Origin of the sequence: Pseudomonas sp. R4-35-07 (assembly GCF_003852235.1) — a bacterium.
Taxonomy (GTDB): Bacteria; Pseudomonadota; Gammaproteobacteria; order Pseudomonadales; family Pseudomonadaceae; genus Aquipseudomonas.
In genome coordinates this window covers 4,402,295-4,417,457 of record NZ_CP027732.1, presented here as the reverse complement: position 1 = coordinate 4,417,457, position 15,163 = coordinate 4,402,295, and the positions used below count along the sequence as shown (strand labels likewise).

The window sequence follows — 15,163 nt, the reverse complement described above, 5'->3', positions numbered from 1 at the left end:
TTTTTATCGTTTTTTATGTTTGCAAACGGGGAGGAACGTGGTTAATATACGCCCCGTGTTGCGGAGAGCTGGCCGAGTGGCCGAAGGCGCTCCCCTGCTAAGGGAGTACACCTCAAAAGGGTGTCGGGGGTTCGAATCCCCCGTTCTCCGCCATTATTTGCTTAGTTCGTTGCAATCTGGTTTTTTCGGTAAGTTGTTGAAATTGATCGAAAAAATAGCTTTACATAGAGATTGAACGGCCTATAATGCGCGGCAACAAATGCACTCGTAGCTCAGCTGGATAGAGTACTCGGCTACGAACCGAGCGGTCACAGGTTCGAATCCTGTCGAGTGCACCATTTAAGAGTCAGTTGCAGCGATGCAGATGGCTTGGTTTCAACCAGTTGTGATCTGGTATAAAAAACACACTCTGCACTCGTAGCTCAGCTGGATAGAGTACTCGGCTACGAACCGAGCGGTCACAGGTTCGAATCCTGTCGAGTGCACCATACAAACAAAAAGCCCGCCTAGTGCGGGCTTTTTGCCGTCTGGGGTTTGTGTAGGTTTTATCCTGGCGTACGTCTTTTTCTGTTTCCCTTGTGTTTTCCCTTCCCGCTGCGTCGTCGCAGTTCATAGATGTAGCCAACACTCAGCTTTGGCTTGCAAGCGCTTGTTCTTTCCAGTTTTTTTTGACGTTAAAAGCGGCCGAGCGGTGTATCATGCGCCGGTCAGCCCCGCCGGGGCTTGTGGAATGCCTCCATGGACTTACCCAGTAGTTACTCAGTATCCCGCTTTACCAATCATGAATTGACTGATTGATTCTTCCGGCGCGCTCCGCTGCTGGGAGTGGAGTTCGCCTATGACCGAAGTAGAAGTAAAGAAAACACAAGAAAGCCTGCAGGATCGCCTGGCTCAAGTTATCGAGCTGCTGCAGCGCCAGCGCGTGGTCGAAGACCTCACGCACCGCCAGGAAGGACCGCACCACGACCGCGTCGAAAACCTGGTTCACCGGCAAAATCTCGTCGAGCTGCAACGCAAACTCGATGACCTGCACTCCGCCGACGTTGCTTATATTCTCGAAGCCTTGCCGCTGGATGATCGCCTGACGCTCTGGCAGTTGGTCAAGGCTGATCGCGACGGCGACATTCTCCTCGAAGTATCCGATTCGGTCCGTGAAACCCTGATCGCCGACATGGACGATCATGAGCTCCTGGCTGCGGCCAAGGAGATGGATGCGGACGAGCTGGCCGACCTGGCGCCTGAATTGCCGCGCGATGTTGTTCATGAGCTGATGGAGGCGTTGGATACTCAGCAGCGTGAGCGTGTGCGTTCCGCACTGTCTTATGATGAAGACCAGGTCGGCGCATTGATGGACTTCGAGATGGTCACCATCCGCGAAGACGTCAGCCTGGAAGTGGTACTGCGCTACCTGCGCCGTCTCAAAGAGCTGCCGGGGCATACCGACAAGCTGTTTGTGGTCGACTACGAAGGCATTCTCAAGGGCGTATTGCCCATCAAGCGCCTGCTGGTAAATGATCCGGAGAAGAGAGTTGCTGACCTGATGGCCAGCGATACCGTGAGCTTTCATCCGGATGAAGATGCCTACGACGCAGCCCAAGCTTTTGAGCGTTACGACTTGATCTCTGCCCCGGTGGTGGACAAGAACGGCAAGTTGATCGGCCGTCTGACGATTGACGAAATCGTTGACCTTATTCGCGAAGAGAGTGAAACCGAAGTCCTCAACATGGCGGGCTTGCGTGAAGAGGAAGATATTTTTGCGTCAGTCTGGCGTTCGCTGCACAACCGTTGGGCTTGGCTGGCCGTCAACCTGATTACTGCATTTATCGCGTCCCGCGTGATCGGGCTGTTTGAAGGCTCCATCGAAAAGTTGGTGGCCCTGGCGGCGTTGATGCCGATTGTGGCCGGCATCGGCGGTAACTCCGGTAATCAGACCATCACCATGATCGTACGCGCCATGGCGCTGGATCAGGTCAGTACCGCCAACTCTTCGCGCCTGCTGCGCAAGGAGCTGGCTGTGGGCCTCATCAACGGCCTGGTGTGGGGAGGCGTAATCGGCGTGGTGGCTTACTTGCTATATGGCAGTTGGTCGCTGGGTGTGGTGATGACCGCTGCCATGACCCTCAATTTGCTTTTGGCTGCCTTGATGGGGGTTTTGATCCCTATGACCCTGGCGCGTCTGGGGCGCGATCCTGCCATGGGGGCGAGCGTGATGATCACGGCAATGACTGACAGTGGTGGCTTTTTCATCTTCCTGGGCTTGGCTACGATCTTCCTGCTCTGACCTTTCCTGCGGGGGCAAATCTGCCCTCGCATTGCTTTCTTGCTCAAATCCCACGCAAAAAAAAGCCAGCACATGGCTGGCTTCGGCTTTCAGCTGCAAATCAATTGGCTTCTGCGGCCGCCTCTACGTCGTGCGCGATCAGCGAGACGAGAGCATTTTGCTGGCGGTGGGAAAGCTGACGAAAACGCTGCAGCAGTTCGCGTTCGTGCAGTGACAGCTCTGGGCTGTCCAGGCGCATGCTCAACTCTTCACCCAAGGCACCTTCCTGAATAAGGCTCTGTTCCAGGCGAGCGATGATTTCGGAGTTCATGCTGCGATGATGATTGCGAGCCACCTCGGCAATGCGTTCCCGCATTCCGTCTGGCAGACGTACGACGAACTTGTCAGCCGTACGGCTGGAATAAATTGCCTGTTTCAATGGGCGCATATATTTAACCGGTTAGTTCAGGGGAGCGGTTTTTGGAATTGGCCGCAAGATGAGTGTTAAGACAAGGCTCACGACCAAAGTTCAACCCGAATTGCAAAGAGGCCGCATCATGCCTCAGATTTGACATTTCCTTGGCGTCAATTCTGTGACAAATATTGAACCGCCTAAAGGCTTTATGCCAGCACTGATTTGCATTTTTGCGGACTGGTTGGAAAAGTTTTCGCGTTGGATCGGGTATTCCTGATCTTCACGCAAGCCTTATCCGAAATCGGGTTGAAGAGCGCACGCCTTAAGCAACATGGCCTTTTGCCCTCATCTGTAAGGGTAGTGGCAGTTTGCTGATTTGCTAGCGCAAAGCGACATAAGGTCGGCTGGAGGGGGGTTAACGCAGTATGGGGTCGAATTTTATCCGCCGCCCGAGGGCGAGCGTCAGGACCAAGAGGCATCCAAAAACAGCACTGGCGATGAACGTCAGGGTGCGAGTGTCTTGCATAGCATTACTAAAGCCCAGTAGGGCGGTCGCGAGCGTCAGGCACAGAAAAAGCCATGCAGGTTTGGACATGAGTAGCGCTCTCAGAAAACCCAGTGTTCGGATGTTGGGGTGGCTTGGGTGCCTTGGGTCAAACGAATAGGGGATTGAGGGTCGGCTGTCATCACCGCCAGCTGTGGTCTTTGCTGCAGGTGGTGCGGTACGGCCTGGGTGATTTGAGCTGGGTCTTGCAATTTGGCTGGGAAGAAATGAAAAGTTACCAGCGCAGCCAGTGCCATTGTGTTGAGGGCGAGTAGTAGGGCGCTGTTCATGGTCTTCTTCTCCGTATGCCTTGGCCAAATGGGGTTGTGGGAGAAGTGTTGCAGGTCGCGTGCCAACTGATTTATTCAATATAATCAATTAGTTATCTTGTTTTATGGCGTGTCGTGTAGTGCAATTTGCAATGATGGCACTTTGGGAGAGTGCATTTTGCACGACAGCATAGGTCGCCCGGATTGTATTGGGCTGCGCTACCGCATGCTTGCAAGCGTTGGCTTACGATCAAAAAGCCAAGGGATGACATGACAAAAACTACCTTGCCCGTTAACATGCACGCCGTCCGTCGTTGAGCCTTTGGCTTGTTGATTGCGATTTGTCCCAGTAGCTCAATTGGATAGAGCATCCCCCTCCTAAGGGGAAGGTTGGCCGTTCGAACCGGCCCTGGGACACCATCCCTCAGTTGTTGTCTTGTTGCGTTCGTCATATCAAAACCATCGCTTCCTTAGCTTCCTGACTGTAGCCGTGAGAAGTGCGGCGGTATTCAGTTGCTGTTCGGTGGGCAATCGAATCGCGATGGTCCCTGGGTCGAGCTTTTGTTTGCTCTATATAGAAGGGCGGAGGGATGGAAAAGAATTCCCAGGTTTTTGATTTAACTGCTTGACGCTGCTGCTTAAAACTGTAGAATTCGCCTCCCGCTTACGAGAGATCGCAAGCGCAAGTGGTTGAAGTTGTTGAAGAAATCTTCGAAAACTTCTGAAAATAACCACTTGACAGCAAATGAGGCTGCTGTAGAATGCGCGCCTCGGTTGAGACGAATAGCTCTTAACCAACCGCTCTTTAACAACTGAATCAAGCAATTCGTGTGGGTGCTTGTGGAGTCAGACTGATAGTCAACAAGATTATCAGCATCACAAGTTACTCCGCGAGAAATCAAAGATGTAACCAACGATTGCTGAGCCAAGTTTAGGGTTTCTTAAAAACCCAAAGATGTTTGAACTGAAGAGTTTGATCATGGCTCAGATTGAACGCTGGCGGCAGGCCTAACACATGCAAGTCGAGCGGTAGAGAGAAGCTTGCTTCTCTTGAGAGCGGCGGACGGGTGAGTAATGCCTAGGAATCTGCCTGGTAGTGGGGGATAACGTTCGGAAACGGACGCTAATACCGCATACGTCCTACGGGAGAAAGCAGGGGACCTTCGGGCCTTGCGCTATCAGATGAGCCTAGGTCGGATTAGCTAGTTGGTGAGGTAATGGCTCACCAAGGCGACGATCCGTAACTGGTCTGAGAGGATGATCAGTCACACTGGAACTGAGACACGGTCCAGACTCCTACGGGAGGCAGCAGTGGGGAATATTGGACAATGGGCGAAAGCCTGATCCAGCCATGCCGCGTGTGTGAAGAAGGTCTTCGGATTGTAAAGCACTTTAAGTTGGGAGGAAGGGCAGTTACCTAATACGTGATTGTTTTGACGTTACCGACAGAATAAGCACCGGCTAACTCTGTGCCAGCAGCCGCGGTAATACAGAGGGTGCAAGCGTTAATCGGAATTACTGGGCGTAAAGCGCGCGTAGGTGGTTTGTTAAGTTGGATGTGAAATCCCCGGGCTCAACCTGGGAACTGCATTCAAAACTGACTGACTAGAGTGTGGTAGAGGGTGGTGGAATTTCCTGTGTAGCGGTGAAATGCGTAGATATAGGAAGGAACACCAGTGGCGAAGGCGACCACCTGGACCAACACTGACACTGAGGTGCGAAAGCGTGGGGAGCAAACAGGATTAGATACCCTGGTAGTCCACGCCGTAAACGATGTCAACTAGCCGTTGGGAGCCTTGAGCTCTTAGTGGCGCAGCTAACGCATTAAGTTGACCGCCTGGGGAGTACGGCCGCAAGGTTAAAACTCAAATGAATTGACGGGGGCCCGCACAAGCGGTGGAGCATGTGGTTTAATTCGAAGCAACGCGAAGAACCTTACCAGGCCTTGACATCCAATGAACTTTCTAGAGATAGATTGGTGCCTTCGGGAACATTGAGACAGGTGCTGCATGGCTGTCGTCAGCTCGTGTCGTGAGATGTTGGGTTAAGTCCCGTAACGAGCGCAACCCTTGTCCTTAGTTACCAGCACGTTATGGTGGGCACTCTAAGGAGACTGCCGGTGACAAACCGGAGGAAGGTGGGGATGACGTCAAGTCATCATGGCCCTTACGGCCTGGGCTACACACGTGCTACAATGGTCGGTACAGAGGGTTGCCAAGCCGCGAGGTGGAGCTAATCCCAGAAAACCGATCGTAGTCCGGATCGCAGTCTGCAACTCGACTGCGTGAAGTCGGAATCGCTAGTAATCGCGAATCAGAATGTCGCGGTGAATACGTTCCCGGGCCTTGTACACACCGCCCGTCACACCATGGGAGTGGGTTGCACCAGAAGTAGCTAGTCTAACCTTCGGGAGGACGGTTACCACGGTGTGATTCATGACTGGGGTGAAGTCGTAACAAGGTAGCCGTAGGGGAACCTGCGGCTGGATCACCTCCTTAATCGACGACATCAGCTGCTCCATGAGCTCCCACACGAATTGCTTGATTCATTGAAGAAGACGATAGAAGCAGCTTTAAGCTCCAGGCTGATAGCTCTTAGCTAATCAGTTGCGCTCGAAATTGGGTCTGTAGCTCAGTTGGTTAGAGCGCACCCCTGATAAGGGTGAGGTCGGCAGTTCGAATCTGCCCAGACCCACCAATTTTGTTATGGGGCCATAGCTCAGCTGGGAGAGCGCCTGCCTTGCACGCAGGAGGTCAACGGTTCGATCCCGTTTGGCTCCACCATTAACTGTTTCTGCTGTTAGAGTTTAGAAATGAGTATTTCGCTGTGAATATTGATTTCTAGTCTTTGATTAGATCGTTCTTTAAAAATTTGGGTATGTGATAGAAAGATAGACTGAACGTTACTTTCACTGGTAACGGCTCAGGCTAAGGTAAAATTTGTGAGTCGCTCTTAATTGAGTATGATCGAATTTTCGGCGAATGTTGTCTTCACAGTATAACCAGATTGCTTGGGGTTATATGGTCAAGTGAAGAAGCGCATACGGTGGATGCCTTGGCAGTCAGAGGCGATGAAAGACGTGGTAGCCTGCGAAAAGCTTCGGGGAGTCGGCAAACAGACTTTGATCCGGAGATGTCTGAATGGGGGAACCCAGCCATCATAAGATGGTTACCTTACACTGAATACATAGGTGTATGGAGCGAACCAGGGGAACTGAAACATCTAAGTACCCTGAGGAAAAGAAATCAACCGAGATTCCCTTAGTAGTGGCGAGCGAACGGGGACTAGCCCTTAAGTGGCTTTGAGATTAGCGGAACGCTCTGGAAAGTGCGGCCATAGTGGGTGATAGCCCTGTACGCGAAAATCTCTTAGTCATGAAATCGAGTAGGACGGAGCACGAGAAACTTTGTCTGAATATGGGGGGACCATCCTCCAAGGCTAAATACTACTGACTGACCGATAGTGAACTAGTACCGTGAGGGAAAGGCGAAAAGAACCCCGGAGAGGGGAGTGAAATAGATCCTGAAACCGTATGCGTACAAGCAGTGGGAGCCTACTTTGTTAGGTGACTGCGTACCTTTTGTATAATGGGTCAGCGACTTATTTTCAGTGGCGAGCTTAACCGAATAGGGGAGGCGTAGCGAAAGCGAGTCTTAATAGGGCGTCTAGTCGCTGGGAATAGACCCGAAACCGGGCGATCTATCCATGGGCAGGTTGAAGGTTGGGTAACACTAACTGGAGGACCGAACCGACTACCGTTGAAAAGTTAGCGGATGACCTGTGGATCGGAGTGAAAGGCTAATCAAGCTCGGAGATAGCTGGTTCTCCTCGAAAGCTATTTAGGTAGCGCCTCATGTATCACTGTAGGGGGTAGAGCACTGTTTCGGCTAGGGGGTCATCCCGACTTACCAAACCGATGCAAACTCCGAATACCTACAAGTGCCGAGCATGGGAGACACACGGCGGGTGCTAACGTCCGTCGTGAAAAGGGAAACAACCCAGACCGTCAGCTAAGGTCCCAAAGTTATGGTTAAGTGGGAAACGATGTGGGAAGGCTTAGACAGCTAGGAGGTTGGCTTAGAAGCAGCCACCCTTTAAAGAAAGCGTAATAGCTCACTAGTCGAGTCGGCCTGCGCGGAAGATGTAACGGGGCTCAAACCATACACCGAAGCTACGGGTATCACGTAAGTGATGCGGTAGAGGAGCGTTCTGTAAGCCTGTGAAGGTGAGTTGAGAAGCTTGCTGGAGGTATCAGAAGTGCGAATGCTGACATGAGTAACGACAATGGGTGTGAAAAACACCCACGCCGAAAGACCAAGGTTTCCTGCGCAACGTTAATCGACGCAGGGTTAGTCGGTCCCTAAGGCGAGGCTGAAAAGCGTAGTCGATGGAAAACAGGTTAATATTCCTGTACTTCTGGTTATTGCGATGGAGGGACGGAGAAGGCTAGGCCAGCTTGGCGTTGGTTGTCCAAGTTTAAGGTGGTAGGCTGGAATCTTAGGTAAATCCGGGATTCTAAGGCCGAGAGCTGATGACGAGTTGTCTTTTAGACGACGAAGTGGTTGATGCCATGCTTCCAAGAAAAGCTTCTAAGCTTCAGGTAACCAGGAACCGTACCCCAAACCGACACAGGTGGTTGGGTAGAGAATACCAAGGCGCTTGAGAGAACTCGGGTGAAGGAACTAGGCAAAATGGCACCGTAACTTCGGGAGAAGGTGCGCCGGTGAGGGTGAAGGACTTGCTCCGTAAGCTCATGCCGGTCGAAGATACCAGGCCGCTGCGACTGTTTATTAAAAACACAGCACTCTGCAAACACGAAAGTGGACGTATAGGGTGTGACGCCTGCCCGGTGCCGGAAGGTTAATTGATGGGGTTAGCTAACGCGAAGCTCTTGATCGAAGCCCCGGTAAACGGCGGCCGTAACTATAACGGTCCTAAGGTAGCGAAATTCCTTGTCGGGTAAGTTCCGACCTGCACGAATGGCGTAACGATGGCGGCGCTGTCTCCACCCGAGACTCAGTGAAATTGAAATCGCTGTGAAGATGCAGTGTATCCGCGGCTAGACGGAAAGACCCCGTGAACCTTTACTATAGCTTTGCACTGGACTTTGAATTTGCTTGTGTAGGATAGGTGGGAGGCTTTGAAGCGTGGACGCCAGTTCGCGTGGAGCCAACCTTGAAATACCACCCTGGCAACTTTGAGGTTCTAACTCAGGTCCGTTATCCGGATCGAGGACAGTGTATGGTGGGTAGTTTGACTGGGGCGGTCTCCTCCTAAAGAGTAACGGAGGAGTACGAAGGTGCGCTCAGACCGGTCGGAAATCGGTCGTAGAGTATAAAGGCAAAAGCGCGCTTGACTGCGAGACAGACACGTCGAGCAGGTACGAAAGTAGGTCTTAGTGATCCGGTGGTTCTGTATGGAAGGGCCATCGCTCAACGGATAAAAGGTACTCCGGGGATAACAGGCTGATACCGCCCAAGAGTTCATATCGACGGCGGTGTTTGGCACCTCGATGTCGGCTCATCACATCCTGGGGCTGAAGCCGGTCCCAAGGGTATGGCTGTTCGCCATTTAAAGTGGTACGCGAGCTGGGTTTAGAACGTCGTGAGACAGTTCGGTCCCTATCTGCCGTGGACGTTTGAGATTTGAGAGGGGCTGCTCCTAGTACGAGAGGACCGGAGTGGACGAACCTCTGGTGTTCCGGTTGTCACGCCAGTGGCATTGCCGGGTAGCTATGTTCGGAATAGATAACCGCTGAAAGCATCTAAGCGGGAAACTAGCCTCAAGATGAGATCTCACTGGGACCTTGAGTCCCCTGAAGGGCCGTCGAAGACTACGACGTTGATAGGTTGGGTGTGTAAGCGCTGTGAGGCGTTGAGCTAACCAATACTAATTGCCCGTGAGGCTTGACCATATAACACCCAAGCAATTTGACTACTCCTGACTTTAAAAAAGCAGAAGCATCAGATTGCGGTGTGTGAAGACGCAATGAACCGAAAGTTCGAGGCTCACAAAACACCGACTTCTATCGCATACCCAATTTGCTGAAGCGAGGCCATCTGGCCACGACTCAGTACCCGAATTTCTTGACGACCATAGAGCATTGGAACCACCTGATCCCATCCCGAACTCAGTAGTGAAACGATGCATCGCCGATGGTAGTGTGGGGTTTCCCCATGTGAGAGTAGGTCATCGTCAAGATTAAATTCCGAAACCCCATTTGCGAAAGCAGATGGGGTTTTGTTTTGCGCGGTCGAAACCCACATCTCTTGCAGACACAAGCCTGCTCGCGATAACTCCAACCCCGACGCGAACGTACCAGGAAGGCTCTATATCCTATAGAACGCTCTATTCGGGCCTTTTATGGCATTTACCCAAAGACCAGTCGAACCTTGCCTATGATCAGGGTTCACAGGTGGTGCGTTGTATATTTATCTCCACTTCATGTATCTCGCAGACGCGCATACAGCGTCTGAACGGGTAAGCAAAATAATCCCGGAAACGGCTCATGCCGCCTGTCCGGACCCGACCACTGCGGACTATCATGCCGATAGCCCTGTCCCCTCACTGCAAGGAGCCGCTCGGAACGCCGATGCGCCAAATCTGGAAATCTTTTCGAGCCCTCTATTTCGCCTCCCTGATGATGCTGATCGGCTCCGGCCTGCTCAGTACTTATCTGGCCTTGCGTTTGGCGGCGGATAACGTCGATAGCCTGTGGGTCGGTGCGCTGATGGCGGCCAACTACTTTGGCCTGGTGCTGGGTGGCAAGATCGGGCACCGTTTGATTGCGCGTGTCGGCCATATACGCGCCTACGCGACCTGCGCCGGTATCGTCGGCGCGGCCGTGCTGGGTCATGGCTTGATCGACTGGCTACCGGCGTGGATCGTATTGCGGGTGATCGTGGGCCTGGGCATGATGTGCCAGTACATGGTCATCGAAAGCTGGCTCAACGAGCAGGCCGATGCCAAGCAGCGCGGCGTAGTGTTCAGCGGCTACATGATCGCCTCTTACCTCGGTCTGGTGCTGGGCCAGCTGATCCTGGTCATGCATCCCCACCTGGGTCTTGAACTGCTGATGCTGGTGGCGCTGTGCTTCGCCCTCTGCCTGGTGCCGGTAGCCATGACCCGCCGCATTCACCCGGCGCCGTTGCATCCGGCGCCGATGGAGCCGCGTTTCTTTATCAAGCGTGTGCCCCAGTCGCTCAGCACAGTGCTGGGGGCAGGGCTGATCGTCGGCTCGTTCTACGGCTTGGCACCGCTCTATGCCTCCCAGCAGGGGTTGACGACCGAACAGGTCGGTTTGTTCATGGGCTCCTGTATTTTCGCGGGACTGCTCGTGCAGTGGCCGCTGGGCTGGTTGTCGGACCGCTATGACCGCGCACTGCTGATTCGCTGCTTTGCCTTGTGCTTGGCCGTAGCCGCGCTGCCCTTGGCGATCATGACCCAGGTCCCTCTGGAAATGCTGTTCGTGGCGGGCTTCCTATGTTCACTCGTGCAGTTTTGTCTTTACCCGTTGGCAGTGGCGTTTTCCAACGATCATGTGGAAGGTGATCGCAGGGTGTCGCTGACCGCTATGTTGCTGGTGACTTACGGCATTGGGGCCAGTATCGGGCCGCTTCTGGCGGGCGTGCTGATGAAGCTGTTCGGCAGCCAGATGCTGTACGCCTTCTTCAGTTTGTGTGCGTTGATCCTGGTATGGCGTATTCGGCCGAAGGCGGTGACTAACCTGCACCAGGTAGACGATGCGCCGCTGCATCACGTGGCGATGCCTGACAGCATGTCCAGTTCGCCGTTGGTGGCCGCCCTTGACCCACGGGTAGATGAGCAGGTGGTACAGGAGCAGATGCAGGCCACTGTTCCTGAGCCAGAGCCCGAACCCACGGTGGACGAGCCGGCTGCGCAGACGCCACCGGAGTCAACTGACCCGGACGATCATCCCCATGATTTGAGCAGGGCACGCCCCTGAACGAAAAAACGGGCAGATCCTATCAGGATCTGCCCGTTTTTTTACAGCTGCGTCCAAGGCTTAAAAATCGTCATCCTTGTCGAAGCGTCGAGCTTCGCGCTGCAGTTGATACACAAAACGCTCCACCTGGCGCTGCACCAGGCCGCTCATGTTATGGAAACGCACACCCGCGAAGGTGGTGTTGATCTTGTCTTCGAAATGCAGGTAACGCAGCTCGACAGCGGTGGTCATGTTGCCGAACGGCAGCGCGGCGACAAAGCGGTCATAGACTTGGCCCAGCTGCAAGCGGTCGGAAATGTCGCCTTCAAAGCGCAATTTGCATCCGGTGGCCGAGATATCCAGCAGCTTGCCATTGAACGGTGCCTTGAGCTTCTCGCCACCCAGTTCGATGTTCACCAATTGCGCCAGCTTCAATGCAGCGCGAAATGCGTTACGACGTTGATGGTAAACCACCTCGCCGGGCATGCCGCCAGTGTAAATGCGGTGGCCGTCTTTTTCGCTGACGCTCAGCGTGCCGTTACTTTCCCAGGCGACCCGCACGCCATCATGGAAACCCTCGATGCGGAAGGGCTCGCCATTTTCCAGGTAACGTTCACCATCGCGCGGGATCATTTCGTCCAGTGCCAGCGTTTTCTTATCCCGATCGATATCCACCAGATAGCTTTGGAAGCGTTGGCTGCGTTCGTGGAAAGTGATGATCAATGGATCTTGGCTTTCCTGGAGCATTCGCAAAGTGCTGGCGATTTCCAGAGGCGTGGTGAGGACCTTCGGTGGCTGCGGTGCATCTTCCGCATTAAGGGCGTTGAACACAGTTGTTCCATCTCCAGGCAAAATACGACTACACGCAAGAACCGGCATTTTGCCAGTATGTAGCGCAGCTTGGATAGCTCGCGCTGTAAACCGGCGTCAGGCTTGGCTGCGGGTGCTTGGCTTGACCAGGCGTGAAGTGGAACCTTGGGCGTTATACAGGGCCGGTGGCTCGCCGCCGTGAAGGATGCGTAACTGGTTGGCGGTAGTGGCTTGCTGAAGCTGGATCGACTGGCCGTTGAGCAGATTGGCTTCCTGGCACTGGGCGAGCAACTGATTGAGTTCTTTGCTTTGCGCCAGCAATTGATCGCCGACCGAAGAATGACTCGCCAGCTGTGCCAGGCCGTCGTGATCGGCGGGCAGGCCCAGGCTGGTGAGGATTTCGCTGCGCTTCTTGCCGTGCTGTTCGAGCAGCACAATCAGCGACTGTTTGCGCGCCAGTATTTCTTCGAGCAAAGGCATATCCCGGCCATACAGGGCCAGGGATTCCTCTTTGAGCAGCTCGAGCAATTGCTGCGTCGGCGCCAGATCATCAATGATCAGTTGAAGCAAATGTTCGTCGTGGTGCATGGCTGGCCTTGGTTTTAAGCGTCCAGAAGCCCAGCGCAGGCCTTTGCCTAGCGCTCGGCTTCGAAGTTAAGCAGCTTGCTGGCTACACGGTTGCTGTCGACCGTATAAGTGCCATCGGCGATTGCCTGTTTCAACTCGGCCACACGGGCTTTATTGACAATCGGTTGATCGCGCAGCGAGTCAGTGACCTTCTGCAACTGTTGAGCCTCATTGCTCAGGTGTACCGATTCCCCACTTTGGCTCGCGCCCGCTTGCTCTGCCTTGGCGGGCAGGGGCTGAGACTTGGCTTCTACGCTGTCCTTGGTACCGTTGGTGCGCGTGTTGCCTGGTAAGGGCTGAGTGCTGTTCAAACGATTGAAATCAATGACCATGATAAAAAAACCTCTGGGTAGTGGACGCTTGCCATGTTTTCGGCCATACCCAAACAAACTTTAGGCTTTAGTGACAATAAACCTGTACGGCGCGGCATCCAACCCACAGTGTAGGAAAAGCGGGCAATTGATTCCAGTCATCTATAGCGCCACCTCGACTTGGCCGGGGGCCGTCACCCGCGCCTTGATCACACGGTTGGAGTTGAGGTTCTTGACCCGGATCTGTTCGCTCATGCCACCATTGGAGAGCGCTTCCCCCGGCATTCTTACGTTCAACCCGCCGCTGCTGGCGGAAATCACCACTTGGTCACCCTTGCGAATCACTTCCGCCTGCTCCAGATGCACCAGCGTGATCACCTGATCGGTGACCATTGGTCGGGTGAGTCGCTGCCCGATAGCCTGGTCCAGGGAGGTCAGGTAACCCTGATTGATCAGGCTGATATCCCGCTCACGCAGCACAACATCGTCATAGCCAATAATGCCGGTGCGCTTCAAAGGGCGCGCTACCACGACCACGTCGCGGAACAATTTGACCTGGGCCGGCACAAACACCGTCCAGGGGGAGGCGCTCTCACAGCGGACTTTAACGGTTACCCGACCGATGGGCTGGGCGGGACTTTCCAGGGTGGCTGTCAATTCCTTGTCGCACATTGGCAGGCGCAGGCGCGGGTCCAATGGGTTGACCTGAATTTCATAGCGGCCCGGTGTCTGGGTGGTTGCCAGATAATCTTCTACAGTGAATTCAAGAAAGCCCTGGGTGACGCCGATAAGTAGATCAGGCAGGGTGACGTTGTCGGCACGAGCCGCGACGCCCACGCCCCAGACAAGCAGCGCCATCGCGGCGCAGAGCAGTCTGCGGTACTTTGGGCGGCAGGGATGTCGGGAAACTGTCATTTTAATATCCAAAGCCAACCGAATAGCAAAACTTAGCAAAGCTCGTGCCGTTTAGTGTTGGGTACGCATCGTACCTCTGGGATTTAGGAGTCTGGGCATGGCAGGAGTAATGGATTCAGTAAACCAGCGCACACAGCTGGTAGGGCAGAATCGCCTGGAGTTGTTGCTATTTCGCCTGGACGGCAAGCAGCTGTACGGCATTAACGTGTTCAAGGTGCGGGAAGTGTTGCAGTGCCCCAAGCTGACGATCATGCCTAAATCCAGCCCGGTGGTGTGCGGCGTAGCCAATATCCGTGGCGCGACCATTCCGATTCTTGATTTGGCAATGGCCACCGGCTCCGCTGGTTTGCAGGACCGTCAGAACCCGTTCGTTATCATTACCGAATACAACACCAAGACCCAGGGGTTCCTGGTGCGCTCGGTGGAACGTATCGTCAATATGAACTGGGAAGAGATCCATCCGCCGCCCAAGGGCACCGGGCGCGATCATTACCTGACGGCCGTGACGCGGGTTGATAACCAGTTGGTGGAAATCATCGACGTAGAGAAAATTCTCGCCGAAGTCGCGCCCACGTCGGAGACCATTTCGGTCGGTGTGGTGGATGCCGAGACAGCGCACAAGGCGGTGTCCCTGCGCGTGTTGACCGTGGACGACTCCTCTGTCGCCCGCAAGCAGGTCACGCGTTGCCTGCAAACCATCGGCGTCGATGTGGTGGCCCTCAATGACGGGCGCCAAGCCTTGGATTACCTGCGCAAGTTGGTCGATGAGGGCAAGAAGCCGGAAGAAGAATTTCTGATGATGATCTCCGACATTGAAATGCCGGAAATGGACGGCTATACCCTTACAGCTGAAATACGCAACGATCCACGCATGCAAAAATTACATATCATCCTGCATACTTCGTTGTCGGGGGTATTCAATCAGGCAATGGTCAAGAAGGTCGGCGCAGATGACTTCCTGGCTAAATTCCGGCCTGATGACCTCGCATCCCGGGTAGTCGACCGGATCAAGGCAGCAGATCACGGCTAGGGGGATTTCCCCTGGCGGTCACACGATTTAAGAGGCG

At 54.0% G+C, this 15,163-nt stretch carries 10 protein-coding genes, 6 tRNA genes and 3 rRNA genes; 12 read left to right on the top strand and 7 right to left on the bottom strand.

Features of this window, described 5'->3' with window-relative positions; all coding sequences use genetic code 11:
- Positions 1-62: 62 nt before the first annotated feature.
- The 4 genes from C4J89_RS20125 (at position 63) to mgtE (ending at position 2,281) form a co-directional block, all read left to right on the top strand.
- A tRNA-Ser gene (locus C4J89_RS20125) sits at positions 63-153 on the top strand.
- Between the two features lie 108 nt (positions 154-261).
- Positions 262-338 (top strand) — tRNA-Arg (locus C4J89_RS20120).
- Positions 339-411: 73 nt separating this feature from the next.
- A tRNA-Arg gene (locus tag C4J89_RS20115) sits at positions 412-488 on the top strand.
- 350 nt (positions 489-838) lie between these two features.
- Complete coding sequence (gene mgtE, locus C4J89_RS20110; protein WP_065892684.1) at positions 839-2,281, top strand: magnesium transporter; 1,443 nt, start codon at positions 839-841, stop codon at positions 2,279-2,281.
- Positions 2,282-2,381: 100 nt separating this feature from the next.
- Here the strand turns inward: mgtE and C4J89_RS20105 are convergent, their stop codons facing one another.
- From C4J89_RS20105 to C4J89_RS20095, 3 genes are all read right to left on the bottom strand, one after another.
- Positions 2,382-2,708, bottom strand: a complete 327-nt coding sequence (locus C4J89_RS20105; protein WP_003193592.1) for an Arc family DNA-binding protein — start codon at positions 2,706-2,708, stop codon at positions 2,382-2,384.
- Positions 2,709-3,090: 382 nt separating this feature from the next.
- Positions 3,091-3,270, bottom strand: a complete 180-nt coding sequence (locus C4J89_RS27230; RefSeq protein WP_124415408.1) for a PA3371 family protein — start codon at positions 3,268-3,270, stop codon at positions 3,091-3,093.
- An 11-nt stretch (positions 3,271-3,281) separates the two neighbouring features.
- On the bottom strand, positions 3,282-3,509 hold the full coding sequence (locus tag C4J89_RS20095) for a hypothetical protein (protein WP_124415407.1): 228 nt from the start codon (positions 3,507-3,509) through the stop codon (positions 3,282-3,284).
- Between the two features lie 322 nt (positions 3,510-3,831).
- Here C4J89_RS20095 and C4J89_RS20090 point away from each other — a divergent pair.
- The 7 genes from C4J89_RS20090 (at position 3,832) to C4J89_RS20055 (ending at position 11,454) form a co-directional block, all read left to right on the top strand.
- Positions 3,832-3,908: transfer RNA gene (locus tag C4J89_RS20090), tRNA-Arg, on the top strand.
- Positions 3,909-4,449: 541 nt separating this feature from the next.
- Positions 4,450-5,986, top strand: a 16S ribosomal RNA gene (locus C4J89_RS20080).
- 122 nt (positions 5,987-6,108) lie between these two features.
- Positions 6,109-6,185 (top strand) — tRNA-Ile (locus tag C4J89_RS20075).
- A gap of 10 nt (positions 6,186-6,195) precedes the next feature.
- A tRNA-Ala gene (locus C4J89_RS20070) sits at positions 6,196-6,271 on the top strand.
- Positions 6,272-6,510: 239 nt separating this feature from the next.
- A 23S ribosomal RNA gene (locus C4J89_RS20065) occupies positions 6,511-9,402 on the top strand.
- A gap of 171 nt (positions 9,403-9,573) precedes the next feature.
- Positions 9,574-9,689 (top strand): 5S ribosomal RNA (rrf, locus tag C4J89_RS20060).
- Together the 16S, 23S and 5S rRNA genes with 2 tRNA genes alongside form the textbook arrangement of a ribosomal RNA operon.
- 391 nt (positions 9,690-10,080) lie before the next feature.
- The gene (locus C4J89_RS20055) at positions 10,081-11,454 is read left to right on the top strand and encodes an MFS transporter (RefSeq protein WP_124415406.1); all 1,374 of its coding nucleotides are present in this window, start codon (positions 10,081-10,083) and stop codon (positions 11,452-11,454) included.
- Between the two features lie 60 nt (positions 11,455-11,514).
- Here the strand turns inward: C4J89_RS20055 and C4J89_RS20050 are convergent, their stop codons facing one another.
- The 4 genes from C4J89_RS20050 to flgA form a co-directional block, all read right to left on the bottom strand.
- Positions 11,515-12,264: a flagellar brake protein gene (locus tag C4J89_RS20050; protein WP_124415405.1), complete on the bottom strand. Its 750-nt coding sequence runs from the start codon at positions 12,262-12,264 to the stop codon at positions 11,515-11,517.
- 96 nt (positions 12,265-12,360) lie between these two features.
- Complete coding sequence (locus C4J89_RS20045) at positions 12,361-12,831, bottom strand: flagella synthesis protein FlgN (protein ID WP_124368049.1); 471 nt, start codon at positions 12,829-12,831, stop codon at positions 12,361-12,363.
- Between the two features lie 47 nt (positions 12,832-12,878).
- On the bottom strand, positions 12,879-13,202 hold the full coding sequence (gene flgM / locus C4J89_RS20040) for a flagellar biosynthesis anti-sigma factor FlgM (protein WP_124364037.1): 324 nt from the start codon (positions 13,200-13,202) through the stop codon (positions 12,879-12,881).
- A 141-nt stretch (positions 13,203-13,343) separates the two neighbouring features.
- Positions 13,344-14,096: a flagellar basal body P-ring formation chaperone FlgA gene (gene flgA, locus C4J89_RS20035; RefSeq protein WP_177412834.1), complete on the bottom strand. Its 753-nt coding sequence runs from the start codon at positions 14,094-14,096 to the stop codon at positions 13,344-13,346.
- A gap of 97 nt (positions 14,097-14,193) precedes the next feature.
- Between flgA and C4J89_RS20030 the strand changes: the two genes are divergently transcribed.
- Positions 14,194-15,126: a chemotaxis protein CheV gene (locus C4J89_RS20030; protein ID WP_124364035.1), complete on the top strand. Its 933-nt coding sequence runs from the start codon at positions 14,194-14,196 to the stop codon at positions 15,124-15,126.
- The last annotated feature ends 37 nt before the right edge of the window (positions 15,127-15,163 follow it).